This window comes from Devosia geojensis, assembly GCF_000969415.1.
Classification (GTDB): Bacteria; Pseudomonadota; Alphaproteobacteria; order Rhizobiales; family Devosiaceae; genus Devosia; species Devosia geojensis.
Window position 1 is genome coordinate 70,226 of record NZ_JZEX01000046.1, and the last position, 26,322, is coordinate 96,547.

Consider the following 26,322-nt stretch of genomic DNA (forward strand, 5'->3'; position numbering starts at 1 on the left):
ATGGATTTTCAGGTCATCCTCTCCATCCTCGATGCAACGCTGCGCCTCTCGACGCCGCTGCTGCTCGCCTGCCTTGCCGGCCTCTATTCCGAGCGCGCCGGCGTCTTCGACATCGGCCTCGAAGGCAAGATGCTGGCGGCCGCTTTCGCCGCGGCGGCGGTGGCGGCCGTCTATGGCTCCATGTGGCTGGGGCTCCTCGCCGGCATGGCCGTATCGCTCGGCACCACGCTCCTCCAGGGCGTCGCCGCCATCACGCTGCGCGGCAATCAGCTCATCGCCGCCGTCGCCATCAACATGCTGGCGGCGGGCCTCACCACCTTCCTCGGCCAGACCTGGTTCGGCCAGGGCGGGCGCACGCCCGCCCTCGGCCCCAACGGGCGCTTTGCGCCCATCGAGCTGCCGTTCGTTGCCGAATTGTCCGGCATTCCGATCCTCGGCCCGCTCTACGCTGAGGTGATCTCGGGCCATTACCTGCTCGTCTACATCGCCTTCATCATGGTGCCGGTCACCTGGTTCGTGCTCTTCCGCACCCGTTTCGGGCTGCGCCTGCGCGCTGTCGGCGAGAACCCGAAGGCGGTCGACACCGCCGGCATCTCGGTCAACCGCATGCGCTACCAGGCGATCATCATCACCGGTCTCCTCGCCGGTATCGCCGGTGCCTATTTCTCCATCGCCCAGGGCTCGGGCTTCGGCAACAACATGACGGCGGGCAAGGGCTATATCGCGCTCGCCGCGCTGATCTTTGCCAAGTGGAAGCCGGTGCCGGCCATGTTCACCTGCCTGCTCTTCGGCTTTCTCGATGCGCTGCAGATCCGCCTGCAATCGGCGCGGCTGCCGCTCATCGGCGAGGTGCCGGTACAGGCCATCCAGGCGCTGCCTTATATCCTGACGGTGATCCTGCTTGCAGGCTTCATCGGCAAGGCCGTTGGCCCCAAGGCTGGGGGCGTGCCCTATGTCAAGGAACGCTAGCCGTTTGAGCTGAGCGGCGGAACGGAACGACAGACATGCCAGAAACGCCGATCGACAAGGCCCTGTTCGAGGCCGCCGAGGCCATCCGCGCCAAGGCCTACGCGCCTTATTCCGGCTTCAAGGTTGGCGCCGCGATCCTTGCCGATGACGGGCGCATCTACTCCGGCTGCAATGTCGAGAACGCCGCCTACCCGCAGGGCAACTGCGCCGAGGCGTCGGCCATCGCCGCGATGATCGCGGGTGGGGGCAAGCGCATCACCCGCATCTACGTCACCGGCCCCGGCAGCGAGCCGGTCACGCCCTGCGGCGGTTGCCGCCAGCGCATCCGCGAGTTCGCCGACCTCGACGTCGAGGTCATTTCGCACGGCGTCGAGGGCGAGCCGTTGCGCTCGACCCTCGGCCAACTTCTCCCGCACTCCTTCGGACCGGAATACCTGGGCAAATGAGCAAGGCCGCAAAGACCATCCGCAAGATCGCCGGCAGCGATCCAATCGAAGCCGCCATCGTCCTCGGCTCCGGCCTGTCCGCCATCGGCGATCTCATCGCCGAAAAGATCGCGATTCCCTTTTCCGAGCTCAAGGGCTTTCCCGGCGGCGGCGTTTCCGGTCACGGGCGCGACCTACTGGTCGGCAACCTTGCAGGCAAGCGCGTCGCCGTCCTCACCGGGCGCGAGCACTACTACGAGCACGGCAATCCGGCCGCCATGCGTCCGGCCCTCAAGGCCATGGCCGAACTGGGAGCCAGCACCTTGATGCTGACCAATTCGGCCGGCTCGCTCGATCCGGCCTTCGCCCCCGGCGACCTGATGCTGATCAGCGACCACATCAACTATGCCGGCATGAACCCGTTGATCGGCGAGCCGACCGACCGCCGCTTCGTCAATATGGTCGGCTGCTATGATCCGGACCTGCGCGGCAAGTCCCGTGCGGTCGCCGAGCGGCTGGGAATTAAGCTCGGCGAAGGCGTCTATCTCTGGTATTCTGGTCCGAGCTTCGAGACCGTGGCCGAGATCCAGATGGCGATCCGCCTCGGCGCCAACGCGGTCGGCATGTCGACCGCTCCCGAGGTCATCCTCGGTCGTTTCCTCGGCCTCAGGGTATGGGCCTGCTCGTCCGTCACCAACATGGGCGCAGGCCTTTCGAACGAGAACATCAGCCATGAGCACACGAAAATCATGGCGAAACAGGGCGCGGAAAAGCTCGCCAGGCTCATTCCCGCGCTGGTGGAGGAACTATGAGCCTCAGAGTCGTCGCGCCGGGCGAGGCCCACGCCGCCCATAAACGCAATCCCGGTTTTCCGCTCGACCTCGACTGGGTCGAGCGCGTGCGCATGAACCGCTCGGCACTGGAGCGCCGCGCCGCGACGCTTCCCGCCCGCCGCACGGTCAAGAAGGACTGGCAGATCGCCTGGCTCCTCAAGGCCGTCACCTTCATTGACCTGACGACCCTTAATTCCGACGATACTCCCGGCCGCGTCGAACGGCTCTGCGCCAAGGCGCGCAATCCGCTGCGCCGCGAGATCGTCGAAGGGTTGGGCGTCGCCAACCTCGACATCCATCCCGGCGCGGTCTGCGTCTACCATTCGTTCGTCAAGACCGCGGTCGACGCGCTCGAAGGCACCAATATCCCGGTCGCCGCCGTCTCGACCGCCTTCCCGCATGGTCTGGCGCCCGTCGAGACCAAGATCAAGGAGATCGAGGCGTCCGTTGCCGATGGTGCGAAGGAGATCGACATCGTCATCGAGCGCGGCATGGTGCTGACCGGCGACTGGCAGGGGCTCTACGACCAGGTCAGGGCCTTCCGCAAGGCGTGCGGGGAGGCGCACATCAAGACCATCCTCGGCACCGGGGAGCTCGCGACCTTGACCAACGTCGCCAAGGCCTCGCTCGTCTGCATGATGGCCGGCGCCGACTTCATCAAGACCTCGACCGGCAAGGAGAAGGTCAACGCCAACCTGCCGACCTCGCTCGCCATGATCCGTATGATCCGCTGGTTCGCCGAGGAAACCGGCATCGAGATCGGCTACAAGCCCGCCGGCGGTATCGCCACGGCCAAGCTCGCCCTCGACTACATGGCGCTGATGAAGGAGGAGCTCGGCACCCATTGGCTCCAGCCCCACCTCTTCCGCTTCGGGGCAAGTTCGCTTTTGACCGACATCGAGCGGCAGCTGGAGCACGGGCTGACCGGGCACTATGCGGCGGACTATCGCCAGCCGATGGTTTAGACGAACCCGCCCTCGTGGTTCGAGGCCGCTTCGCGGCGCCTCACCATGAGGGCTCATTGAACTCTCCGAGGACCTCATCCTGAGGTGCGAGCGGAGCGAGCCTCGAAGGACGAGGGCCGGGGATGCCGGGCCCGTGGAGGACCTAAGATGAACAGGATCGCGCAAATCTTCGAAACCCTCGACTACGGTCCGGCCCCCGAGAGCCCCGATCCCGCCCTCGCCTGGCTCGACAGCCATGGGCGCAAATTCGGCCATTTCATCGACGGCAAGTGGACGAAGCCGGGTGAAACCTTCTCCTCGGATAATCCCGCAACCGGCGAGAGCCTGGCGCAGGTCACCAACGGCACGCCCGAGGAGGTCGACAAGGCGGTCAAGGCCGCCCGCGCCGCCTTCAAGAGCTGGAGCGCGCTCTCCGGCTACGAGCGCGGCCGCTATCTCTATGCCATCGCCCGCGCCATCCAGAAGCACGCGCGCCTCTTTGCCGTGCTGGAAAGCCTCGACAACGGCAAGCCGATCCGCGAGAGCCGCGATCTCGATATTCCGCTCGTCGCCCGCCATTTCTACCACCATGCCGGCTGGGCCCAGCACGTCGCGCGCGAGTTCCCCGGCCATGTGCCTTATGGCGTCTGCGGCCAGATCATCCCGTGGAACTTCCCGCTGCTGATGCTGGCCTGGAAGATCGCTCCGGCGCTCGCCGCCGGCAACACGGTGATCCTCAAACCCGCCGAGTTCACCTCGCTGACGGCCCTGCTCTTTGCCGAGATTTGCGAGCGCATCGGGCTCCCGAAGGGCGTCGTCAACATCGTCACCGGCATGGGCGAGACCGGCCAGGCGATCGTTGCCCACGAGGGCATCGACAAGATCGCCTTTACCGGCTCGACTGAAGTCGGCAAGGCCATCCGCGCCGCGACCGCCGGCACGGGCAAGGGCCTCTCGCTCGAGCTCGGCGGCAAATCGCCCTACCTCGTCTTCGAGGACGCCGACATCGACAGCGCCATAGAAGGCCTGGTCGATGCCATCTGGTTCAACCAGGGGCAGGTGTGCTGCGCGGGCTCGCGCCTCCTCATCCAGGAATCGATCGAGGAGCGCTTCATCGCAAAGCTCAAGAAGCGCATGGCGACCCTGCGCGTCGGCGATCCTCTGGACAAGGCCATCGACATCGGCGCGCTGGTCGCCCCGGTGCAGGTCGAGCGCATCCGCGACCTGATGAAGAGGGGCGTCAAGGAGGGCGCCTTGGTCTACGAGCCCGACGGCGACCCGCTGCCCGAACGCGGCTGCTTCCTCCGGCCCGCCCTCGTCACCAACGTCTCGCCGGCCAACACGCTGGTCGAGGAGGAGATTTTCGGCCCGGTGCTCGTCGCCATGAGCTTTCGCACGCCCGAGGAGGCGGTGGCGCTCGCCAACAACACCCGTTACGGGCTCGCCGCCACCATCTGGAGCGAGAACATCAACCTCGCCCTCGATATCGCGCCCAGGATCAAGGCCGGCGTCGTCTGGATCAACGGCACCAACAATTTCGATGCTGCCGTCGGCTTCGGCGGCTACAAGGAATCCGGCTTCGGCCGCGAGGGCGGCCGCGAGGGCATGGCGGTCTACCTCAAGCCAAGCTGGGAGAAGACGCTTGCAGCGGCTTCTTCCAGCGCAGCCCCCGCGAAAGCGGGGGCCCAGAAAAGCAATCCACTCGATTCGGACGTGCTCGACCAGACCGCCAAGATGTATATCGGCGGCAAGCAGGCCCGGCCCGACAGCGGCTACTCGCGCGGCGTCTTTGCACCCGACGGCAAGCTCATCGGAGAGGTGGGCGAAGGCAACCGCAAGGACATCCGCAACGCCGTCGAGGCGGCGCGCGCTGCGCTCGGCTGGGGCACCACCGCCGCCCATACCCGCGCGCAGGTCCTTTATTTCCTCGCCGAGAACCTCGATTATCGCCGCGACGAATTTGCCCGGCGCATCAAGGCGCAGACGGGCAAGGACGGAGAGGCGGAGGTCGCGGCCTCGATCGAACGCCTCTTCGCCTTCGCCGCCTGGGCCGACAAGTACGATGGCGCCGTGCACAACCCGCCGCTCCGCGCCGTCGCCGCCGCCATGGTCGAACCCATCGGCGTCATGGCCATCGTCGCGCCGGAGGAGCAGCCGCTCCTCGGCTCGGTCGCGCTGCTCGCGCCGGCCCTCGCCATGGGTAACCCGATAGTGCTGGTGCCTTCACAGGCAGCCCCGCTCTCGATCACCGACCTCTACCAGGTGCTCGAAACCTCGGACGTCCCCTCCGGCGTCGTCAACATCGTCACCGGCGATGCCGTGACGCTGGCCAAGACCCTTGCCGAGCACGACGGCGTCGACGCCATGTGGTTCTTCGGCTCGCCCGAAGCGTCGGCCATGGTCGAGAAGGCCTCGGCCGGCAACGTCAAGCAGACCTGGACCAGCCGCAGCCGCGCCATCGATCTCTTCGACAAGGAAAAATTCGAGGGCGACTACTGGCTGGCCAAGGCGACGCAGATCAAGAACGTGTGGATTCCGTACGGGGCGTGATCTATTTTGTGGTTGAGGTGAACGCCATGAAGTTTGATCGAATTACGCACAACCCACGCGTTATGGGAGGTAAGCCCTGCATCCGCGGCATGCGCGTGACCGTCGGCATGATTATGGGTGAACTCGGCACGGGCGCATCGATCGAGGATATTCTCGCCGATTTTCCCTATCTCGAAAGGGAAGATATTCTTGAGGCCATGCGATATTCGGCTTGGCTCGCACAGGAACATGAAGTCGAATTGCTCGATGAATGAAGATTCTGGTCAACATGAATATGTCGCCCAGATGGGCAACGGCTCTTACGACCGCGGGCATTCCGGCCACTCATTGGTCCGAGGTTGGAGACGCTGCAGAAGCTGACGACCGGATCATGGCTTTCGCTGCAGCCAACGACTGGTGTGTGCTGACGCGCGATATGGACTTCAGTACGATACTCGCGGCCACCGGAAACCTTTCTCCAAGCGTCATTCTGCATCGCAACGGTCAGAGGTTCAGCCCGGCCTTGGTCGATGAGTTAGTCTCCATTCTACGCCAGACGCGAGCCAGTCTGGCAACTGGGGCCGTGATTAGCGTCGGTAAAGGTCGCGTCAGAGTGCGGCCGCTTCCCATCGATTAAAAGAGCGAAAATGGTCTTCCTCCCCCAAGAAGTCATCGCCCGCAAGCGCGACGGCCTTGACCTCACCTTCGATGAAATTGCCCGCTTCATCGCCGGCTTCGCAGAGGGGACCGTCTCTCACCCGCAGGCGGCCGCATTCGCCATGGCGGTGTTCTTCCGCGGCATGTCGATGGACGAGCGCGTGGCGCTGACGCTTGCCATGCGCGACAGCGGCACGGTGCTCGACTGGTCGCACCTCGACGGTCCCGTCGCCGACAAGCACTCGACGGGCGGGGTGGGCGACAATGTCTCGCTGATGCTGGCGCCGATCCTTGCCGCCTGCGGCATCTACGTGCCGATGATCTCGGGACGCGGGCTCGGCCACACCGGCGGCACGCTCGACAAGTTCGATTCCATCACCGGCTACAACACGAACCCGGACAACGACCTCTTCCGCCAGGTGGTGCGGCAGGCCGGTTGCGCCATCATCGGCCAGACCGCCGATCTCGCGCCGGCCGACAAGACCCTCTATGCCATCCGCGACGTCACCGGCACGGTCGAATCCATCCCCCTCATCACCGCCTCGATCCTCTCCAAAAAGCTCGCCGCCGGCCTCGATTGCCTGATCCTCGACGTCAAGACCGGCTCGGGCGCCTTCATGCCGACGCTGGACAGGAGCCGCGAGCTCGCCCAAAGCCTCGTTGCCGTCGCCAACGGCGCCGGCATGAAGACGGGTGCGCTCATCACCGACATGAACGAGCCGCTGGCGTCCGCTGCCGGCAACGGCTTGGAGGTGCGCAACGCCGTCGAGTTCCTGGCCGGCGCGCACCAGGACCCGCGCTTGAAGGAGGTGACGCTGGCGCTTTGCGCCGAGGTCATTGAAATGACGGGTAGCGCGACGGGTACTGAGGCCCGCCGCAAGGCCGAGGACGCGCTCGACAGCGGCGCGGCAGCGGAGCGTTTTGGGCGCATGGCCGAAGCGCTGGGTGGGCCCGCCGATTTCGTCGAGAACATGGACCGGCACCTGGCCACCGCGCCCATCGTACGCGACGTGTTCGCAACCGGCGAGGGGACCGTCATCGAGATCGACACCCGCGGCGTCGGCATGGCCGTGGTGGCGCTCGGCGGCGGCCGCACGCGGCCGGAAGACACCATCGACCATTCGGTCGGCTTCGACCGTCTCGCCGGGCTCGGCGCCCGCGTTGGCCGGGCTGCGCCCATCGCCCGCCTCCATGCCCGCGACGAGGCGAGCGCGGCCGAGGTCGAACGGCGCTTGCAAGCGGCCTACCGTCTGGGCGATACCGCGCCGCAGAATGACCTCATCGCCGATCGGCTCGCGCCGACGACGTAAGACGGAGAATCCCATGCCGCGCGCCATCATCTGCCTCCTCGACAGCGTCGGCATCGGCGGCGCGCCCGATGCGGCGGCCTATGGCGACGAGGGCGCCAACACCGTCGGCCACATTGCAGAGGCCTGCGCAGACGGGCGCGGCGACCGCGAGGACCTGCGCTCGGGGCCGCTGCGCGTGCCCAATCTCGACGCCATGGGGCTCGGCGCTGCCGTGACGCTCTCGACCGGCAAGACGCCGCCCAACCTGTCCGCCAGCCCGAAGGGCGGCCGCTTCGGCGTCGGGCGCGAGGTCAGCAAGGGCAAGGACACGCCCTCCGGGCATTGGGAGATCGCCGGTGTTCCCGTCCCCTTCGAGTGGGGCTATTTCCCCCAGACCGAACCCACCTTCCCGCCCGAGCTCATCGCCGAGTTAATCGAACGCGCCAAGCTCCCCGGCATCCTCGGCGACAAGCATGCCTCCGGCACCACCATCATCGCCGAGCTCGGGGAGGAGCACATCCGGACCGGCAAGCCCATCTGCTACACCTCGATCGACTCGGTCTTCCAGATCGCCGCCCACGAGACGCATTTCGGTCTCGAGCGGCTCTACGAGGTCTGCGAGATCGCCTTCGAGCTGACCAAGCCCTTGAACATCGGCCGCGTCATCGCCCGGCCGTTCGTCGGCGAGACGCCGCAGACCTTCAAGCGCACCGGCAACCGGCGCGATTTCGCCATCGAGCCGCCCGAGGAAACGCTCCTCGACCGCGCCAAGACCGCCGGCCGGCAGGTCTATGCCATCGGCAAGATCTCGGACATCTATGCCGGCCGCGGCGTCACCCACAAGATCAAGGCCATCGGCCTGATGCCGCTCTTTAATGCCACCATCGACGCGATGGAAATGGCGGCGGACGGGTCGCTGATTTTCACCAACTTCGTCGATTTCGACAGCGAGTTCGGCCACCGGCGCGACGTGCCCGGCTATGCCGCGGCGCTCGAGCAGTTCGACGGGCGCGTGCCCGAGCTCATCGCCAAGCTGCGTGACGACGACCTCGTCGTCATCACAGCCGACCACGGCAACGATCCCACCTGGCGCGGCACCGATCACACGCGCGAGCAGGTGCCGATCCTGATGTTTTCCCCAAGCCTTGCGGCCGGCGAGATTGGCATTCGCAAAACCTTCGCGGATATTGGCGAAAGCATCGCCCATTGGCTGGGGCTTCCGGCCGGCCCGCACGGGCGCAGCTTCATTTAGGGAGAGCGTCTCTCAAAAGAAGACGCGACAATAAACGCGAGAAGCGGTGGCGCCATGAACCATAAAGTCCTGCCCAACGTCACCGTCGTCGATCATCCGCTGATCCAGCACAAGCTGACCATCATGCGCGATAAAGAGACCTCGATCGCCGGTTTCCGGCGGCTCCTGCGCGAGATCGCCCACCTGCTCTGCTACGAGGTCACCCGCGACCTGGAGCTCGAGATGATCCCGATCGAAACGCCCATGCAGCAGATGGAAGCGCCCACCATCAAGGGCAAGAAGCTGGTCTTCGCCTCGATCCTTCGGGCCGGCAACGGGCTGCTCGAGGGCATGCTCGACCTCGTGCCGGCGGCGCGCGTTGCCCATATCGGCATCTACCGCGACCACGAGACGCTCCAGCCCGTCGAATACTACTTCAAGGCGCCCTCCAACCTCGAGGACCGCCTCGTCATCGTCGTCGATCCGATGCTGGCGACCGCCAACTCGGCGACCGCCGCCATCGACAAGCTCAAGGAACGCGGCGCCAACAAGATCCGCTTCCTTTGCCTCCTCGCCGCACCCGAGGGTGTCGAGCGGTTCACCCACGCCCACCCGGACGTGCCGATCTTCACCGCCGCCATCGACGATCACCTCAACGACAAGGGCTATATCGTCCCGGGCCTGGGGGATGCGGGGGACCGCATGTACGGCACGAAGTGAGGAAAGTGAAGGTGTTGTTATTGTTGACAACGCCTGACATGTTGTTATTGTCGACAACATGAAGGCCGAGCTGATCGAGAGATCTCGGGTCGTTGTAAGCGACACTGCGTTCTATGAGGTCGTTTTGTGGTACCTGCCCGCGCCGGTGCCGGGCAGCAACCATCGGTTCAAATACAGGTTGGCCCTCATCGTGAACGACACGTGCGTTCTGCGGTATGACAATGAGCGCGGCAAGGGTGACCACCGGCATATGCTGGGTCGGGAAGAGCCTATAGAGTTTACCTCGCTCTCGGCGCTGTACGACGCGTTCCGCGCCGATATGGAAAGGATACTTGGATGAACACGTTGATCATCCGCCTGGGCACAAGGGACGACGTCAAGGCGCGGTTTGTCGAGGCCGGAGAGCGTGCCGCCAGGGGGGAGTCCGTTGAAGCAACGCCCTCGCTCAACTTCGCCAGTTACGACGACATGCACCGCATCCTGGCTCCCTCGCGGCTTGCCATCGTCAAGGTTCTGGCGGGGCAAGGCCCGCTATCCATCCGCGAAGTCGCGCGCCGGGTCAGTCGCGATGTGCAGGCGGTGCATCGTGACGTGACGATGCTCATCAACACAGGCGTCATCGACCGCACCGAAAAGGGGGTCGAGTTCCCCTATGATCGCATCCACTTCGAGTTCGATGTGAGCGCGGCCGCCTGACAGCGACCGCTACCCCCTCAACGGCAACCCGTACCCGATCAGCCGCGTCCGCAAGTCTTCCGGCGAGACGAAGTGGATCGCTTCCATGCCGAAATTGCGCGCGGCGATGACGTTGGATTCGTTGTCGTCGATGAAGACGCAGGATTCCGGGGCCAGCCCGTAGCGTTCGCAGAAGACGCGATAGATGCGCACATCCGGCTTCACCAGCCCCTCGAGCCCCGAGACGATCACGCCGTCGAACTTTTCGAGGAACGGCCACTCGCCAAGGCACGTCACCCACTTCTCCCAGGAGAAGTTGGTGATGGCGAAGGTCGGCACCTCCTCGGCGACCAGCTCGTCATGGATGGCGACGGTGCCCTCGATGAAGCCGTTGAAGGTCTCCTTCCAGCGCTGGTCGTAAGCCTGGATCTCGCGCCAGTACTTCGGGAAGCGGGTGATGAGCTTGGCCACCCCTTCCGAATAGATTTCGCCCGCGTCGAACTCCAGGTTCCAGGCGCTGGTGCAGATGTTCTCGTGGAACCATGCCGCCTCCTCTTCCGTCGCAAAGAGCTTGCGGAAGAGGTACATCGGGTTCCAGTCGACGAAGACGCCGCCGAGGTCAAAGACAGGGATAAGAGGCTCGGTCATGGGAGGTCCGGGGATGAGGCGGGGAAGAAACGATACCGGGCTCTTGCCATGCCCGACCGCGCCGCGCAAGGACGCGCGCCCACACCTTCAGCAGGCGTTGTAGCAGATCGGCTCGCCGAAGCGCGGAATGTAGAAATTCTCGCGGTAGAGCGGAAAGTCACTCTGGAACACCAGCCCGAGGAGGGGGGTATAGGAATAGGAGCTTTCCGAGACGACGACGAATGCGTCCTCGGCAAGGCTCGTGATCTCGGCGGGCAGCTCGTAGGCAGAGCCGACCGGGTGTCCGGCGGCGTGATCGGCCTGTCCGGCCTCGAACTGCCGGCTCCAGCGGATCTGTGTTTCACCGTCCTCGTCGACATAGACGAGCGAGACCGTCTGCACGAGGGTCGCGGTCGAATAGGGGGCGATGATGTTCTCGGCGGCGCGGAAATAGTCGCGTAGCGCCGTCGCCGAAACGACGCCGTCGACCCGCGCCACCAGGTCCCCGATGGTTCCGGTCACCGTCTGGACCCGCCTGTCCATGGAAATGAGGGCGCTGGCTTCGATCGTGCCGAGATAGAGCAGCAGCATCACCGGCAGGATGAGCGCGAACTCGACCACCGCTGCGCCGTCCCGCGCCGCAGCCAGCCGACGAAACGCTTTGCCGAGCGCCTTCATGGTCAGCCCGAGAACGGTTCGTTGCGGAAGACGCGCACCGCCGCCAGCAGACGCGTGTTGTCGCCGAGCGTCGCCAGGGAAAAGTTGGCGAAGTTGAGGATGACCGGCCATTTGTAATAGGCCTGCACGAGCATGATGTTGGAGCCCTGGCCGGGGGTGAATACCTGCGGCTCGGTCCAGTCGCAGGTTTCGGTGCAATCTGTTTCCACCGGCGGCGTGGCGCTCGCCGACGCGAAATCGGTGACCGGCGTTACGCGGATGTGGATCGCGTCGCAGTTGAAAAGCCCGAAGGTGTGGTTGCAGACCGCGGAGCGGAAGTCGTCGAAATCGAAGCTTGCCGATTGCGCCTGGCCGGTGAGGATCAGGCGGTTGGCGTCGTTGACGGCGGCATCCAGCACTTCGCTGGCCAGGAACACCATCGCCGTCTCGAGGATGGCCCCGACAAGGGCGAAGAACGGCACGGCCAGCAGCGCGAACTCGACGAGCGTCGCGCCGCGTTCATTGCGCGCGAACCGGCTGCGCCCCAATGCGCGCAGCAGCAACCCCGCCAGCGAAGTTCGTTCCCCCATGAGCCCCCCAATGAGCCCGGCATCGGTAAAATCGGCCGTGATGCTAGGCAGGGCTAGCTAATCGAAGGTTAGGAAAAGCCCGCGTGCCCGAGGAGGAATCGATCGTGGTGAATACGGGGTTAAACGGATCGCGCTATTGCGCCAAGTCGCCGATGAGGCGCGAGGAGGCGATGGCGTTGCTGGTATAGCTCGGGGCATCGCCGAGCATCACCGTCGGCTGGCAGGTGGGCGCGCAGACGACCGTGGTGCGCTCCATGCCCTGGTAGACGGTCATCGTGCCGGCCTGGAGCTGCACCACCTCGACGATCGTGTCGGCGATGGGAGTGCCGGCCGCGTCCATGACGATGAGGTTCGTGCGCCCGTAGTTCTTGCCGGTCAGGATCAGCGTCTGCGGGTCCTGGATGGTGACGTCCGCGATGCCCGGGTTGCCGATGACGACCGTCGCCGCCGGCGCCGAAAGCCGCAGGATCCGAGCCATGTTGGCATTGACCGAGATCGGCGCGCCTTCCTGTGCGATGGCCGGACCCGCCGGCGCGGCGAGCGTCAGGGCCGTGAAGGCGAGAGCGGCGAGGTATCTCAACGGCATGAAACGGCCCGAGGCTTGCGAAAGGTTGGCCAGCAGTTTCCGTGCGAATGGTGAATAATTGGCAAACGATCGTTTCTGGCAGGTGGCGGCAGTCTTCATTCAGATGGAATATTTCAGGGTGCGAGCGGTGGGTTAGAAAATGTAATATTTTCGTAAATTTCTACTTCGGATTGAGTGAAGTACATAGTATCGCGCGCGTGGCTCGAAAGCCCGTAAAATGCGATGCATCTTGTTAACCAACTGATTTCCATATGAAAATCACGGCGAACGTTGCGGGACGTTGCTTGGTGGATTAACGCAATTTCAAGGTGTGACGACTAGGTTCACGGCCAGTTCGACGTGTGACGCCTCGAACCCATGACGTCACTTGTGACGTGAGCAAGGAGCCTGGAGACATATGAAGAAGATTTTTGCCCGCTTCGCGAAGGACGAGTCCGGCGCGACCGCAATCGAATACGGCCTGATCGCCGCCCTCATGGCGGTGGTCGTCATCGCCGCCATCACCATTCTCAGCCCCGCTTTGGAGGGGACATTCGAGGGCATCGCTACCACTCTGAACGACCCGGCAGCAGCTCTCCCGTCCGGGGACTAACATCCGGTTAAAATATGAATGTGATGGGGAGCTACGCTCCCCATCTTTTCTACGCCACGAGAGGTATGGAGTGGTGACTCGCATCGGGCGTTTTCGGCGTGATGAAGCAGGTGCGACAGCGATTGAGTATGGACTTGTAGCTGCGCTCTTGGCGGTTGTCGTTATTGCTTCAGTGGTAGTGCTGGGAGATCCTGTTGGCGCGCTCTTCGCCAACGTCGCCGCCGAGTTCAACACCGTGAACGAAAAGCTATAGCGTCATTCGTAGATTCAAGCGCTGTCGTTTTGGGATAGTTTACCAGTTTGTCACATCATCGGTTCGATCGGAATTGAAGTACCTATCGAGCCAGCCATGTCCACCATAGCCCTCTTCTTCTTCCCCCTCGCCATGGCGATCGCGGCTTCGACCGATCTTCTGACCATGCGCATTTCCAACAAGCTCGTGCTGCTGCTCGTTGCCGGTTTCGTGGTGCTGGCGCTGGCGCTCAACATGCCCATGCAGCAGTTCGCCATGCACGTGGCCTGCGCCGTGCTGGTGCTGGTCGTTGCCTTCACGCTCTTCGCGCTCGGCTGGATCGGCGGGGGCGACGCCAAGCTCGCCGCGGCGACGACGCTTTGGCTCGGCTTCGGGCTGACGCTGCCCTATCTCGTCTATGCAGGCCTTGCCGGTGGCGTCCTGACCCTCGTCATCCTGATGCTGCGCCGCTTTCCGCTGACGCCGTTCATCGCCCGCCACGCCTGGCTCGAGCGGCTCCACAATGCCAAATCCGGCATTCCATACGGCATAGCCCTCGCCGCCGCCGGCCTCATGACCTATTCCAACACGGCGATCTTCCAGCGGCTGTCGGGAATTTAATCGTTGTTGACTACGGCATTGCCGTATAAATCTAGCGTTGGGTGCGCCTCTTTAAGCCTCTCCCACCGGGTCATTCCCGCGAAAGCGGGAACCTCCGTTTCTCCCGCCGACTCGAACAGAGGTTCCTGCTTTCGAATGACCCGGTGGGAATACAAAATGCTGGGAGCCAACTTCTGGGCGTTGAACCCCCCGCCAATGACAGGGAAATCCAACGATATGACGAAACATCCCGTTGAACCCGACCCGGATGCGCCCCTGACCGATGCGGAGTTCGAACGCGATCATGCCGCGATGCTTGCGCGTCGGGCACGCGCTGCCACTGGTCTTTCACAACGCGACTTTGCCGAGCGGTATGGAATACCGGTCTCGTCCCTGCGTGATTGGGAGCAAGGTCGACGCCTGCCGGATTCGGCTGCGCAGAGCTACCTGCGGGTGATTGCCCGCCTGCCGGAAGACGTGGCCAGGGTCCTGCACGCGGCTGCCTGATCTCCTCCCCTGCATTCTGCAAGGTCTTCACGGGTTCTTAACCGCGTTTCACAAGCGCCGGTTAACCAAACTTTGACCGTTTGAATCCATAGTCGCGACGGTGGCTTGGCTCGCCTGCCGGGTCGCGCCCGCTGTCTGCTCGCGGGTTTTGGGGGTTCAACCGGAGTACGTCGATGAAGCCGGCGCGCATCGTTCTTTTGGTGGTGGCCCTCGTGGCGGGGCTGCTGGCCGCGTTCCTCGTCATGCGCGGCGACCGCTCGAGCCCGCGCACGGTCGTCACCGAAGTGGTGCGCGAGGAAGCCAAGACGCAGATTCTCGTTGCGCGCTCGACCATCGGCATGGGCGAGCGGCTGACGGCGCAGACGGTCGAGTGGGTCGATTGGCCCGAAGGCGCCGTGCGCACCGAATACGTCACCAAGTCGGCGATGCCCAACGCGCCCGCGGACCTCACCGGCGCCGTCGCCCGCTTCGAGTTCTTCCCCGGCGAGCCCATCCGCGAGCAGAAGCTGGTCCGCACCGACCAGGGCTACCTCTCGGCCGTCCTCGCGCCGGGCATGCGCGGCGTGTCGGTCCCCGTCAACGCCGAGTCGAGCGCGGGCGGCTTCGTCGTCCCCAACGATCGCGTGGACGTGGTTCTGACCCGCAGCACCGATGCCGGCCGGGTCTCGGAAGTGGTCCTCGCCAATGTGCGGGTCCTTGCCATCGGCAAGAGGCTGGGCGAAGTCGGCGCCTCCGGCGGCCAGACGGAGGCCTCGACGTCGGAGGGTCCGCAGGCGCAGGTGTTCGACAAGAACAACATCGCGACCCTCGAGCTCACCCCCGCCCAGTCGGGCACCCTCATCAACGCCCAGGCGCTCGGAAGCCTCTCGCTGGTCCTGCGCTCCATCGCGGACTTCCGCGAGGATCCGATCGTTGCCCAGCGCCAGAATGCCAACCAGCCGGTGCGCGTCATCCGCTTCGGTCGCGAGACCAGCATCATGTCGGGCCAGCCGGCGGGCAGCGCCGTGGCCCAGGCGATGCCCATCAATACCACTCCCGACATCGGCTACGAGACCGCCCCGCCCATCGGCGAGATCTCGGCCCCTCCGGCGCAGGAGCTGCCGGACATTCAGGTCCAGTAAGGCGAGGCATCCATGTTCGAGACGTACTCATCCGCTCCCGCCTCCGCCGGACGACATCGCTCCGGCCTTGCCGCGCTGTGCGCCGCCGGGCTCCTTGCCCTGGCGCTGCCGGCGCCGGTGTCCGCCCAGCAGACGCACGTCGCCGTTGCCGGCTACGGCACGTCGAAGACCTTCGAGCTCGAGCTCAACAAGTCGGTCATCGTCGATCTGCCCGCGGACGTTGCCGAAGTCATCGTCTCGCAACCCCAGGTCGCCGGCACCATGATGCGCACCACGCGCCGCGCCATCGTCCAGGGCACCGGCGCGGGCGACACCAACATCTTCTTCCTCGATGCGGCGGGCCGCACCATCTCGGTTCTCGACATCAAGGTGACCAAGGAGCCCTCGCAGGTCGGTAGCGCGCTCGAGGCGGCGCTGGCCCGCATTCTGCCGGGCTCGGCGATCAGCGTTGAATCGGTGACGCTCGGTGATGCGACCAACCGTGTCGTCATCTCGGGCACCGTGCTCTCGGGCGACGACGTGCTGCGCGCCGGCCAGATCGCCGTGCAGTTCGCCGGCGACGAGAAGAACGTCGCCAATCTCGTTACCGTCTCCGGCTCGCAGCAGGTGATGCTCAAGGTCACCGTCGCCGAGGTCAGCCGCGAAGCCGTCAAGCAGTTCGGCATCAATCTCTCGGCGAGCCTGGGCACCGGCGGCCTGACCACCGGCATCGTCAGCACTCCGCCGCTGGGTGGCGCCTCGAGCGTCGTTCCGAGCGCGGGCGTCAGCGCCAACCTCAATGTCGGCAATCTCGCCCTCGAGGCGACCCTGCGCGCGCTCGAGCGGAACGGGGGCATGAGAATGCTCGCCGAGCCCAATCTCACCGCCATCTCCGGGCAGAGCGCCGAGTTCCTCGCCGGCGGCGAATTCCCGATCCCCACCGGCGTCGATGACGACGGCCGGATCAGCTACACGTTCAAGGAATTCGGCGTGAAGCTGGCCTTCACCCCGACCGTCCGGTCGAACGGCAACGTGATGCTCGCGGTCGATACGTCCGTCTCCGAAATGAGCGCGGAAGCGAGCCTTGCCCTCGCCGACGTCACCATCCCCGGCATCAAGGAGCGCATGGCCAAGACGACCGTCGAGCTCCAGCCCGGCATGACGCTGGCCATCGCCGGCCTTATGGAAGATCGGGTCCGCCAGCAGATCAACCAGCTGCCCGGCCTCGGCAACATCCCGATCCTCGGCGCGCTCTTCCGTTCGCGCGATTTCGTCCATTCGCAGACCGAACTGCTGATCCTCGTCACGCCCTATCTCGTCGAGCCCTCGCCCTATATCCCGACGCCGGTCGACAACATGGCGGTCGCCAGCGATGCCGAGGCGATCTTCCTCGGCCATCTCGAGAGGACCTATGGCGTCGGCACGGACGACGGGATGCGCGGAAGCTTCCGCGGCTCGGTCGGGTTCGTGCTGGATTGATGCGGTCCCGGTGCCGCAAGGAGTTGGTTAGATGAGTTTTCTCCGTCCCGAGCCCGAGCAGACCGAGGAGCCGGCGGTCGAGATCGCCCAGGGCGCGCGCTTGGTGCCGCGCATCACCATCCAGGCGTTCTGCGAGCACTCGCAGACCGCCCAGCTCGTCGAGAGCGCCATCCACGACCGGCGCATGTCCAAGGTCGCCCTGACCACCCACAACGGCGGCATCGAGGGGGCGATCGAGACCTACAAGTCCAACCCGACGCCCAACCTCATCATCGTGGAAACGACGCTGCCGCCGGACCAGATCGCCCGTGCTCTCACGCGGCTGGCTGAGGTCTGCGACGCGGCCACCCGCCTCATCGTTCTCGGCCACGTCAACGATGTCGTGCTCTACCGCGACCTCATCCGCTCGGGCGTTTCCGAATACATCGTCCTGCCCGACACCGCCCAGTCGATCGTCACGGCCATCACCGACATCTTCGCCTCCGACAACGCCAAGCCCATCGGGCGCACCGTCGGCTTCATCGCTGCCAAGGGCGGGGCAGGGGCCTCGACCTTCGCCCACAACGTCTCCTGGTCGATCTCGCAGAGCCTGCGCCAGGATTGCCTCGTCATCGACATGGATCTGCCCTTCGGCACGGCGGGCCTCAACTTCAACCAGGATCCGCCGCACGGCCTCGCCGACGCGGTGCTCGCCAGCCAGAAGGTCGACCAGGTCATGCTCGACCGGCTGATGAGCAAGGCCGCCAACCATATCAACCTGCTGACCGCCCCGGTGACCCTCGATCGCACCTATGATTTCGAGGAGCGCGAGTTCGAGCAGATCGTCGAACTCTGCCAGGCCTCGACGCCCGTGGTCGTGCTCGATATCCCCCATGTCTGGACCGCCTGGGTGCGCCACACGCTGGCGACGGTCGATGAGGTCGTCATCGTGGCCGAGCCGGATCTTGCGAGCCTGCGCAACGCCAAGAACCTCGCCGATACCCTCAAGGCCCTGCGCCCCAACGAGGCCGCGCCGCTGCTCGTCCTCAACAAGGTCGGCACGCCCAAGAGGCCCGAGATATCGGCGGGCGAGTTCGCCGCCTCCGTCGAATGCAAGCTCCTCGGCCATGTGCCGTTCGACGCGGCGCTGTTCGGCACGGCCGCCAACAACGGCCAGATGATCGCCGAGGTCGCCGCCGGCAACAAGATCAACGAGGTGTTCCGCGCCATCGGCCTGCACGTCACCGGCCGGCAGGAGGCGACGGCGGCCGGACGTGGCGGCAGCCGCCTCAGGCTCGGCTCGCTCCTGAAGAAGCGGGCCTGAGCGATGGCGGGTTTCGGGAAACGGTAGAGATGTTCGGCAAGCGCACGAGTTTTGGTGGCAACACGCCGGCGGCGCCGCAACCGGCCCGCCCGGCGCCGGCGCCCGCCACGCCCAGCCTCGATCGCATCGAGGCCTACCGGCCGCCGGCTGCCGAGCCAGCCCGCTCGCGTCCCGACGAGGTTCTGGACCTGCGCTCGCCCTCCGAAGCGCGGCGCGACAAGGACTATTTCCAGACCAAGTCCGCCATCTTCAACGCGCTGATCGACTCCATCGACCTGTCGCAGCTGGCGACCATGGACCAGCAGTCCGCGCGCGAGGAGATCCGCGACATCGTCGCCGAGATCATCGCGCTCAAGTCGATCGCCATGTCGATCTCCGAGCAGGAGGACCTGCTCGAGGACATCTGCAACGACGTGCTGGGCTATGGGCCGCTGGAACCCCTCTTGGCGCGCGACGACATCGCCGACATCATGGTGAACGGCAGCCAGAAGTGCTACATCGAGGTCGGCGGCAAGGTGAAGCTCACCAATGTGCGCTTCCGCGACGACGCGCACCTCATGAACGTCTGCCAGCGCATCGTCTCCCAGGTCGGCCGCCGGGTCGATGAATCCTCGCCCATCTGCGATGCGCGCCTGCCCGATGGCTCGCGCGTCAACGTCATCGCCCCGCCGCTCTCGATCGACGGCGTGACCCTGACCATCCGCAAGTTCAAGAAGGACAAGCTGACCCTTCAACAGCTCGTCAAATACGGCTCGATCTCGCCCGAAGGCGCCGAGGTGCTGCGCATCCTCGGGCGCGTTCGCGCCAATGTGCTGATCTCGGGCGGCACGGGCTCGGGCAAGACGACGCTCCTCAACTGCCTCACCGCCTTCATCGAGCGCGACGAGCGGGTCATCACCTGCGAGGACTCGGCCGAACTGCAGCTCCAGCAGCCGCATGTGGTGCGCCTCGAGACGCGCCCGCCCAACCTCGAGGGCGAGGGCGAGATCACCATGCGCGACCTCGTCAGGAACTGCCTGCGCATGCGCCCCGAGCGCATAATCGTGGGCGAAGTGCGCGGCCCCGAGGCGTTCGACCTGCTGCAGGCCATGAACACCGGCCACGACGGCTCCATGGGCACGCTCCACGCCAACTCGCCGCGCGAGGCGCTTTCGCGCCTCGAATCCATGATCACCATGGGCGGCTATTCGCTCCCTTCACGCACCATCCGCGAGATGATCGTCTCCTCCATCGACGTCATCGTCCAGGCCGCGCGCCTGCGCGACGGCTCGCGCCGCATCACCCACATTTCCGAGGTGCTGGGCATGGAAGGCGACGTGATCGTGACGCAGGATATCTTCCTCTACGACGTCCTGGGCGAGGACGGCGGCGGCAACCTCATCGGCCGCCACCGCTCGACCGGCATCACCAAGCCGCAATTCGTCGAGCGCGCCCGCTACTTCAACGAGGAGGCCAACCTCGTCGAGGCGCTGGAGAAGTCCAATACCGAGCAGCGCGAGCTGCTCGGCGGCTGAGGGGCTGGATCGAGATGAACACCCTGCTGCTGGCCTTCCTCGTCGTGCTCACCGTCGGTGCCGCCGGTTTTGCGCTCGTGCCTTCGCTTCTCGGCGACAGCCGCGCCGAAAAGCGCCGCAAGGCCTTGCAGGGCGACATCCAGGCGCGCCGGCGCGACAACGCTGCCGCGCGCAGCCGCGAGGAGCGTCGCCGGTCCGTGCAGGATGCGGTCAAGGCCCAGAACGAGGAGCACAAGAAGCGCCGCCGCATATCGCTGGCCGAGTTCATCTTCCAGGCGGGCATGGACATCAAGCCGCGCGCCTTCATCCGCAACAGCGTCATCGTGGGCGTTGTCCTCTTCGCCGTCCTGGCGCTGGTGCAGGTGCCGATCTATTTCGCCGCCGTCTTCGGCGTCGCCGGCGCCTACCTGCTGCCGCGCTTCTATCTCGCCCGCCGGCGCCGGCGGTACCAGGACAGGTTCCTCGACGAGCTGCCCAACGCCGTCGAGGCGATCGTGCGCGGCGTCAAGACGGGCCTGCCCCTCAACGACACGGTCCGGCTGGTGGCCAAGGAGGTCAAGGAGCCTGTCCGCTCGGAATTCCAGCGCGTGCTCGACCAGCAGGCCTTCGGCATGTCGATGACCGACGCGGTGCAGGTGCTGATCGAGCGCGTGCCGCTGCCCGAGGTCAACTTCTTCATCGTCGTCATCTCCGTGCAGCAGCAGGCGGGCGGCAACCTCTCGGAGGCGCTGGGGAACCTGGCGCGCGTCCTGCGCAACCGCAAGAAGATGAAGCTCAAGGTCAAGGCCATGTCGTCCGAGGCCAAGGCGTCAGCCGGCATCATCGGCTCGCTGCCCTTCGTGGTTGCCGGCATCGTCACCCTCGTCTCGCCGCGCTACCTCGAGCCGCTGTGGACGACGCCCCTTGGCAATATCTGGCTGGGCGTCGCCTTCTTCATGCTCGTGCTCGGGGTCTTCGTCATGAACCGCATGATCCAGTTCGATTACTAAGGGGAGCCCGGCATTGGATTTCGTCGAGACGATCGCCAACCGGGACTTCCTGATCGCGGTGCTCGCCGCCGTCTCGGCGGCCGCCGTCGTCTTCACGTTCGGGTCGAGCCTCATCGGCCGCTCGGAAATGAAGACGCGCATCCGCCGCGTCGCTCTCGAGCGCGAGAAGCTGCGCGCCGAGGAGATGGCGCGCCTGCGCGGCGCCGAGCAGACGCGCGCCAGCATCCGTCGGGGCACCGATACGCGCGATTACATGAAGCGCACCGTCGAGCGCTTCTCGCTGCGCAGGGCCTTTCAGGACGAGACCACCGTCGACAAGCTCGCCAACGCCGGCTATCGCGGCCAGGGTCACCTGACGACCTACCTCTTCATGCGCTTTGCAACGCCCCTCGCCATCTTCCTGCTGGCGGCGGTCTACCTCATTTTCGTCCTGCCCGGCGAAAGGCCGCTGTTCCTCGAGATCACCTATGCGGTGGGCGCGGCCATCGTCGGGTCCTACCTGCCCACGCTCTTGCTCAAGAACCAGACCATGAAGCGCCAGCAGTCGATCCGCCGCGCCTGGCCGGATTGCCTCGACCTCATGCTGCTCTGCGTCGAATCGGGCATGTCGGTCGAGCACGCCTTCAAGCGCGTCGCCCGCGAGATCGCCGATCAGAGCGCCGAGCTCGCCGAGGAGATCACGCTGACGACCGCCGAGCTCTCCTTCCTCGACGACCGTTCACGCGCCTTCGAGAATCTGGGCCGGCGCACGGGTCTCGATGGCGTGCGCTCGGTGATGACGGCGCTCATCCAGGCCGACAAGTACGGCACCTCGGTCGGCCAGGCGCTGCGCGTCATGGCCGAGGAAGGGCGCGAGGCGCGCATGATGGAAGCCGAAAAGAAGGCCGCCGCGCTTCCCCCCAAGCTCACCGTGCCGCTGATCCTCTTTTTCCTGCCGGTGCTCTTCATCGTCATCATGGCGCCGGCCATGATCCAGGCGTTCTCCAACGGGCTCGGCGGGTGAGGGCTTCTTGCCATTCCCCGTAAAAACATCCCTGGCGCAAACCCTGCGGCACGTGGTTGTTCACGACCGGCAGTCGCCACCCGAACCTGGCGATCTCGACGATCCGAACTGGTGATTAGTTCTGCGTCGCGATCCGGTCCCACCGGTTCTGCTGGGTCAGGAGCCGGCGCACATAGGTCATGTTCGCCTCGACCTCGCCGGGCGGCAGCTCGGCGGCGTAGATGTTGCGCGCCTCGTCGAACCGGCCCTGCAGCCCGATGACGAGCGCCAGGTTCTGCCGGATACGGCTGGTCGCCCGCGGCATCGCCGCGGCCTGGCGCAGGTAGTGCTCGGCGGCCGTCAGCTCGTTGGTCATGGCGTAGGAAAGGCCCATGTTGGCAAGCAGGGACGGCTCGCTCGGCGCAATGACCATCGCCTGCTGGTAGAGCGCGCGCGCTTCGCCGTTGCGCCCGAGCTGGTCGAGCGCGGCGCCCTTGACCGAGAGCGCGTTCCAGTCCGGCGCCTCGGGGCGGATGGCGCTGTCGACGACGTTGAGCGCCTGGCCGAACCGGCCGTCGGCCGTCAGCGCCTTGGCATAGGCCACGCGCATCTCCGGATCGTTGGGAAAGTCGCGGATTCCGGTCTCGAGAACGGCGACCGCCTGGCCCGTCTGAGCCTGGGCGCGCAGCGCCGCTGCGTAGTTGATGACGACGTTGCGGTCGCGCGGATTGGCCCTGTAACGGGCGGTGAGGTCGGCGAGCGCCGACAGCGCCTCCTCGCGCGGCATGCTGGAATAGTCGGGGGTCGGGCCCGCGACACGGGTCGTCGCGCACGCCGAGAGCGCCAGGGCCGCGACGCCCGCGATCAACGCCCTGCGCAAGAATGTGAGCCGTCGCCCCGGCACGCCGCCACCATCGGTTCAGCGGGCAGCCCCTGCCGCCCTTGGCTTCCGCAATAAATCATTAACCCTAACAGCCGGTTAAAACGGGCGATTCCGCCGGTTGCCGCCCGACGTGGCGCGCGTTACACGTGCCTCACGCCACCACGAAAGGATGCCCGATGTCCAAGCCCGCGAACCTGCCGGTGATCTTCGTCGAGGACGGTGGCGTCGCCGCGGCCGGGCTGTCCGAAGCCCATGTCGCCTGGGCGGAGGCGAACGGCTTTTCCGGCCAGCGCGGTCGGCTCCTGCCCCTGCCGGGCGAGGAGGGTGCGGTGGCCGGCTATCTCTTCGGGGTCGGCGGAGCCGAGGAACGCCCGGTGATGGTCTCGGGTCTTGCGGGTGCGGCCCTCGCGGAGGGGAGATATCGGCTCGAGGGTGCCTACGGCGATTCGACCCTCGCAGCGCTCGGCTTCGCGCTCGGCGGCTATCGCTTTGCCCGTTACCGCAAGGGCTCAGCGCCCGCCGAGCTTGATCCGCCAGACGATGCCGACAAGGCCGAGATCGCACGCCTGCGGGACGCCGCGTTCATGGCCCGCGATCTCATCAACACGCCCGCCAACGACATGGGTCCGGGGGCGCTGGAGGCGGAGATCCGCGCCCTCGCCGGGCGTCACAAGGCCAAGGTGGCGGTGACGGCGGGCGACGAGCTCCTCGAGGGCAATTTCCCGATGATCCATGCCGTTGGTCGTGCCGCCGGCGAGGCGCCGCGGCTCGTCGACATCACCTGGGGCCGCGAAAGCGACCCCAAGGTTACGCTCGTGGGCAAGGGCGTCACCTTCGACACCGGCGGGCTCGACATCAAGCCGGCCGCCGGCATGCTGCTGATGAAGAAGGACATGGGCGGCGCCGCCAACGTCCTTGGTCTTGCCCACGCCATCATGGACGCCGGCCTCAAGGTGCGCCTGCGCGTCCTCATCCCCATCGTCGAGAACGCCATTTCGGCCACCGCCTTCCGGCCCGGCGACGTGCTGGTCTCGCGCAAGGGAATCTCGGTCGAGATCGGCAACACCGATGCCGAGGGCCGCCTGATCCTCGCCGATGCGCTTGCGCTTGCCGACGAGGAGAGCCCCGAACTGCTCCTCGACATGGCGACGCTGACGGGCGCGGCCCGCGTCGCTCTCGGTCCCGATCTTCCGCCGCTCTATTCGAACGACGATGCGCTCGCGCGCGAGCTCGTCGCCGCCGGCATGGCCGCCGACGACCCGCTCTGGCACATGCCGCTCTGGTCGCCCTACGATTCCATGATGGCCTCGAGGATCGCCGACGTGAACAACGCCGGCACCGGCGGATTCGCCGGCTCGGTGACGGCCGCGTTGTTCCTGCGCCGGTTCGTCGAGAACGCGGGCGCGTGGGTTCACCTCGGTATCTTCGGCTGGGCGCCGGAAGCGCGTCCCGCCCGGCCGGTCGGCGGCACCGACCAGGGCATCCGCGCCGTTTATGGGGTGCTGAAGCAGCGGTACGGATAAGCCGTGCGAGATAGTTGACGATCACAACGATATAGTTGATGATGTCAACTATATCGATTTGCCGGTTCCCGCCATGAACGATCAAACCAACGACGTCGCCGCCGTGCGGCGCTTCAACCGCTTCTACACCCGCATCATCGGGCTCCTCGAAGACGGAATGCACCGAACACGCTTCACTCTGAGCGAAGCGCGCGTGCTCCACGAGATCGGCAAGCGCGGCGCGACATCGGGCAGCGAGCTGGCAAGCGAACTGGGCATGGACAGAGCGCAGGTCAGCCGCCTTCTCATGCGGCTGGTCGGACAGGACCAGGTGTACATCACTCCCGGCAACGACGATCGCCGGCGCAGCAGGGTGTGTTTGACCGCAGAGGGGGAGGAGACCTACGCCCACCTCAGCCTGATGAGCGACGAGGCCGCCTCCGGCCTCCTGGAGCCGCTCGACCGCAGCGGCCGTCATCGGCTCCTCCAGGCGATGAAGCTCATCATGCGCCTGCTGTCCGGCTCCCCCGAGAAGGGGCCGCTGGCGCTGCGTCCCCACCGCATCGGCGAGCTCGGCTGGCTCACGCACCGCCAGGCGGTGCTCTACAATCAGGAGTACGGCTGGAACAGCGAGTTCGAGGCGCTGATCGCCCGCATCTATGCCGACTACGAAACCGCGCCGGCCGATCCGCCCAGGTCGCTCTGGGTCGCCGATTTCGACGGGGAGATTGCCGGATCCGTCTTCGTCGTCCCGGCAGCCGGGGAGGAAGGCACGGCGCAACTGCGCATGCTCTACGTGGAGCCGGGCTTCCGCGGCAAGGGGATCGGGGCCATGCTCGTCGACCAGGCCGTCGTCTTCGCCCGCAACGCCGGCTACAGGCACATGATCCTCTGGACGCAGGACTGCCTCGTGTCGGCCCGCCGCATCTACCAGGGCGCCGGTTTCGTGCTGGCGCACGAGGAGAAACACCATTCCTTCGGCGCCGACCTCAACGGCCAGTACTGGACGCTGGAGCTCTAGGTTGTGTGGACAGTTAGGTCAGGGCGAGCCGAAAAGGATGGTTTTCGAGAACCGGCGCGCAGCGTACGTTCGGGTACGTGAGCACGGCAAGCGCAGAAAACAGCCCTTTGCAGGCCGCCATCACCTAACTGTCCACACAACCTAAAGGCAGGAGCGCCCGCTCACGACTCCGGCGTCAGGTCGCCGGTGATGTGGTCGCTCGCCTCGATGACGAGGGTCTCGAGGTCGACACTGGGCTTGGGAAAGAGCAGCGGAGCGAGGGCGAACCCCGCGACGACGGCGACGATCATCGCCCAGCCGGCCACCGCCTTGTGCTTTTCGATGAAGGCGTTCGCCGCCGGCCCGAAGAAGTAGAAGAGGCCGCAGGGCACGAAGTAGCGCAATCCCCGTCCGATGAAGCCGTAGATGATGAAGGTCCAGAGGTCGAGACCCGCAACCCCGCTGGTGATGGTCACGACCTTGTAGGGGATGGGCGAGAGTGCGCCGATGAGGATCATCAGCGGTCCGTTGTCGTTGAAGCTGCGCGTCAGCGAGGCGAAACCTTCGCCAGCCCCGTAGAGCTCGATGATCGCCCGCCCGACCGTGTCGAAGAGGAAGTAACCGATCGCGTAGCCGGCAAGGCCTCCCGCGACCGACGAAATCGTGCAGATCGCCGCCAGCCGCCAGGCGCGCATCCGGTCGGCGATGATCATGGGCGCCAGCATGATCTCGGGGAAGATCGGCAGGATCATCGCCTCGAGGAAGCACAGCGCCGCCAGGATCGGTTCAGCCAGCCTGTGCTTGGTGGCGAGTTTCAGCCGGTCGTAGAAGGAGAGCTTGGGCTTGGCGATGTCTGTCATGGGCATGGGCGCGGGTCGGGTCATTCCCACATCGTTCGGGCAATTTT

Annotated in this window: 30 protein-coding genes; 24 read left to right on the forward strand and 6 right to left on the reverse strand. The window is 65.6% G+C overall.

Features of this window, described 5'->3' with window-relative positions; all coding sequences use genetic code 11:
* The 12 genes from VE25_RS03475 (at position 1) to VE25_RS03530 (ending at position 10,293) form a co-directional block, all read left to right on the forward strand.
* Complete coding sequence (locus VE25_RS03475; protein ID WP_046107194.1) at positions 1–969, forward strand: ABC transporter permease; 969 nt, start codon at positions 1–3, stop codon at positions 967–969.
* Between the two features lie 35 nt (positions 970–1,004).
* On the forward strand, positions 1,005–1,415 hold the full coding sequence (locus VE25_RS03480; protein WP_046107195.1) for a cytidine deaminase: 411 nt from the start codon (positions 1,005–1,007) through the stop codon (positions 1,413–1,415).
* Positions 1,412–2,206, forward strand: coding sequence for a purine-nucleoside phosphorylase (locus tag VE25_RS03485; RefSeq protein WP_046107196.1), 795 nt, complete (start codon positions 1,412–1,414; stop codon positions 2,204–2,206). Before VE25_RS03480 ends, VE25_RS03485 begins: the two co-directional genes overlap by 4 nt.
* Positions 2,203–3,192: a deoxyribose-phosphate aldolase gene (gene deoC / locus VE25_RS03490; RefSeq protein WP_046107197.1), complete on the forward strand. Its 990-nt coding sequence runs from the start codon at positions 2,203–2,205 to the stop codon at positions 3,190–3,192. Before VE25_RS03485 ends, deoC begins: the two co-directional genes overlap by 4 nt.
* 147 nt (positions 3,193–3,339) lie before the next feature.
* On the forward strand, positions 3,340–5,721 hold the full coding sequence (locus VE25_RS03495) for an aldehyde dehydrogenase family protein (protein ID WP_046107198.1): 2,382 nt from the start codon (positions 3,340–3,342) through the stop codon (positions 5,719–5,721).
* Entirely contained in the window at positions 5,718–5,975 is a 258-nt protein-coding gene (locus VE25_RS03500; RefSeq protein ID WP_244466856.1) for a DUF433 domain-containing protein, read from the forward strand. The genes VE25_RS03495 and VE25_RS03500 overlap by 4 nt, the downstream gene beginning before the upstream one ends.
* The gene (locus tag VE25_RS03505) at positions 5,972–6,337 is read left to right on the forward strand and encodes a DUF5615 family PIN-like protein (protein WP_046107199.1); all 366 of its coding nucleotides are present in this window, start codon (positions 5,972–5,974) and stop codon (positions 6,335–6,337) included. The genes VE25_RS03500 and VE25_RS03505 overlap by 4 nt, the downstream gene beginning before the upstream one ends.
* A gap of 10 nt (positions 6,338–6,347) precedes the next feature.
* Positions 6,348–7,667, forward strand: coding sequence for a thymidine phosphorylase (gene deoA, locus VE25_RS03510; RefSeq protein ID WP_046107200.1), 1,320 nt, complete (start codon positions 6,348–6,350; stop codon positions 7,665–7,667).
* Between the two features lie 13 nt (positions 7,668–7,680).
* Positions 7,681–8,898, forward strand: coding sequence for a phosphopentomutase (locus tag VE25_RS03515; RefSeq protein ID WP_046107201.1), 1,218 nt, complete (start codon positions 7,681–7,683; stop codon positions 8,896–8,898).
* 54 nt (positions 8,899–8,952) lie between these two features.
* Positions 8,953–9,597, forward strand: a complete 645-nt coding sequence (gene upp, locus VE25_RS03520; RefSeq protein WP_046107202.1) for a uracil phosphoribosyltransferase — start codon at positions 8,953–8,955, stop codon at positions 9,595–9,597.
* 58 nt (positions 9,598–9,655) lie between these two features.
* Complete coding sequence (locus tag VE25_RS03525) at positions 9,656–9,937, forward strand: toxin-antitoxin system TumE family protein (RefSeq protein WP_046107203.1); 282 nt, start codon at positions 9,656–9,658, stop codon at positions 9,935–9,937.
* Complete coding sequence (locus VE25_RS03530; protein WP_046107204.1) at positions 9,934–10,293, forward strand: HVO_A0114 family putative DNA-binding protein; 360 nt, start codon at positions 9,934–9,936, stop codon at positions 10,291–10,293. The genes VE25_RS03525 and VE25_RS03530 overlap by 4 nt, the downstream gene beginning before the upstream one ends.
* 9 nt (positions 10,294–10,302) lie before the next feature.
* Here the strand turns inward: VE25_RS03530 and VE25_RS03535 are convergent, their stop codons facing one another.
* From VE25_RS03535 to VE25_RS03550, 4 genes are all read right to left on the reverse strand, one after another.
* Positions 10,303–10,920 carry an HAD family hydrolase gene (locus VE25_RS03535; RefSeq protein ID WP_046107205.1) on the reverse strand — a complete coding sequence of 206 codons (618 nt, stop codon included), beginning with the start codon at positions 10,918–10,920 and terminating at the stop codon, positions 10,303–10,305.
* A gap of 87 nt (positions 10,921–11,007) precedes the next feature.
* Complete coding sequence (locus VE25_RS03540; protein WP_046107206.1) at positions 11,008–11,577, reverse strand: TadE/TadG family type IV pilus assembly protein; 570 nt, start codon at positions 11,575–11,577, stop codon at positions 11,008–11,010.
* 2 nt (positions 11,578–11,579) lie between these two features.
* Positions 11,580–12,146 carry a TadE/TadG family type IV pilus assembly protein gene (locus tag VE25_RS03545; protein ID WP_046107207.1) on the reverse strand — a complete coding sequence of 189 codons (567 nt, stop codon included), beginning with the start codon at positions 12,144–12,146 and terminating at the stop codon, positions 11,580–11,582.
* Between the two features lie 133 nt (positions 12,147–12,279).
* The gene (locus tag VE25_RS03550) at positions 12,280–12,732 is read right to left on the reverse strand and encodes a pilus assembly protein N-terminal domain-containing protein (RefSeq protein WP_046107251.1); all 453 of its coding nucleotides are present in this window, start codon (positions 12,730–12,732) and stop codon (positions 12,280–12,282) included.
* A 397-nt stretch (positions 12,733–13,129) separates the two neighbouring features.
* Here VE25_RS03550 and VE25_RS03555 point away from each other — a divergent pair, with 397 nt between their 5' ends.
* The 10 genes from VE25_RS03555 (at position 13,130) to VE25_RS03595 (ending at position 22,051) form a co-directional block, all read left to right on the forward strand.
* Positions 13,130–13,324 carry a Flp family type IVb pilin gene (locus VE25_RS03555; RefSeq protein WP_046107208.1) on the forward strand — a complete coding sequence of 65 codons (195 nt, stop codon included), beginning with the start codon at positions 13,130–13,132 and terminating at the stop codon, positions 13,322–13,324.
* 70 nt (positions 13,325–13,394) lie between these two features.
* Positions 13,395–13,577: a Flp family type IVb pilin gene (locus tag VE25_RS22190; protein WP_083988694.1), complete on the forward strand. Its 183-nt coding sequence runs from the start codon at positions 13,395–13,397 to the stop codon at positions 13,575–13,577.
* A gap of 96 nt (positions 13,578–13,673) precedes the next feature.
* Positions 13,674–14,177: an A24 family peptidase gene (locus tag VE25_RS03560; RefSeq protein WP_046107209.1), complete on the forward strand. Its 504-nt coding sequence runs from the start codon at positions 13,674–13,676 to the stop codon at positions 14,175–14,177.
* 156 nt (positions 14,178–14,333) lie between these two features.
* Positions 14,334–14,663 (forward strand): helix-turn-helix domain-containing protein, encoded by a 330-nt coding sequence (locus VE25_RS03565; RefSeq protein WP_244466857.1) that lies wholly within the window; start codon positions 14,334–14,336, stop codon positions 14,661–14,663.
* A 173-nt stretch (positions 14,664–14,836) separates the two neighbouring features.
* The gene (gene cpaB, locus VE25_RS03570; protein ID WP_052731705.1) at positions 14,837–15,784 is read left to right on the forward strand and encodes a Flp pilus assembly protein CpaB; all 948 of its coding nucleotides are present in this window, start codon (positions 14,837–14,839) and stop codon (positions 15,782–15,784) included.
* A 12-nt stretch (positions 15,785–15,796) separates the two neighbouring features.
* Positions 15,797–17,242, forward strand: a complete 1,446-nt coding sequence (locus tag VE25_RS03575; protein WP_046107210.1) for a type II and III secretion system protein family protein — start codon at positions 15,797–15,799, stop codon at positions 17,240–17,242.
* Between the two features lie 31 nt (positions 17,243–17,273).
* The gene (locus VE25_RS03580; RefSeq protein ID WP_046107211.1) at positions 17,274–18,545 is read left to right on the forward strand and encodes a CpaE/TadZ family protein; all 1,272 of its coding nucleotides are present in this window, start codon (positions 17,274–17,276) and stop codon (positions 18,543–18,545) included.
* A gap of 29 nt (positions 18,546–18,574) precedes the next feature.
* Entirely contained in the window at positions 18,575–20,059 is a 1,485-nt protein-coding gene (locus tag VE25_RS03585) for a TadA family conjugal transfer-associated ATPase (protein ID WP_046107212.1), read from the forward strand.
* A 14-nt stretch (positions 20,060–20,073) separates the two neighbouring features.
* A complete protein-coding gene (locus VE25_RS03590) occupies positions 20,074–21,048 on the forward strand; it encodes a type II secretion system F family protein (protein WP_046107213.1) in 975 nt (324 codons plus the stop codon).
* Between the two features lie 13 nt (positions 21,049–21,061).
* On the forward strand, positions 21,062–22,051 hold the full coding sequence (locus VE25_RS03595) for a type II secretion system F family protein (protein WP_046107214.1): 990 nt from the start codon (positions 21,062–21,064) through the stop codon (positions 22,049–22,051).
* Between the two features lie 115 nt (positions 22,052–22,166).
* Here the strand turns inward: VE25_RS03595 and VE25_RS03600 are convergent, their stop codons facing one another.
* Positions 22,167–22,910 carry a tetratricopeptide repeat protein gene (locus tag VE25_RS03600; RefSeq protein WP_152664497.1) on the reverse strand — a complete coding sequence of 248 codons (744 nt, stop codon included), beginning with the start codon at positions 22,908–22,910 and terminating at the stop codon, positions 22,167–22,169.
* 179 nt (positions 22,911–23,089) lie between these two features.
* Here VE25_RS03600 and VE25_RS03605 point away from each other — a divergent pair, with 179 nt between their 5' ends.
* Positions 23,090–24,436, forward strand: coding sequence for a leucyl aminopeptidase family protein (locus tag VE25_RS03605; protein WP_046107216.1), 1,347 nt, complete (start codon positions 23,090–23,092; stop codon positions 24,434–24,436).
* A 73-nt stretch (positions 24,437–24,509) separates the two neighbouring features.
* Entirely contained in the window at positions 24,510–25,436 is a 927-nt protein-coding gene (locus VE25_RS03610) for a bifunctional helix-turn-helix transcriptional regulator/GNAT family N-acetyltransferase (RefSeq protein WP_046107217.1), read from the forward strand.
* Positions 25,437–25,597: 161 nt separating this feature from the next.
* Here VE25_RS03610 and VE25_RS03615 read toward each other — a convergent pair whose 3' ends face one another.
* The gene (locus VE25_RS03615; RefSeq protein WP_052731706.1) at positions 25,598–26,299 is read right to left on the reverse strand and encodes a YqaA family protein; all 702 of its coding nucleotides are present in this window, start codon (positions 26,297–26,299) and stop codon (positions 25,598–25,600) included.
* Positions 26,300–26,322 lie beyond the last annotated feature (23 nt).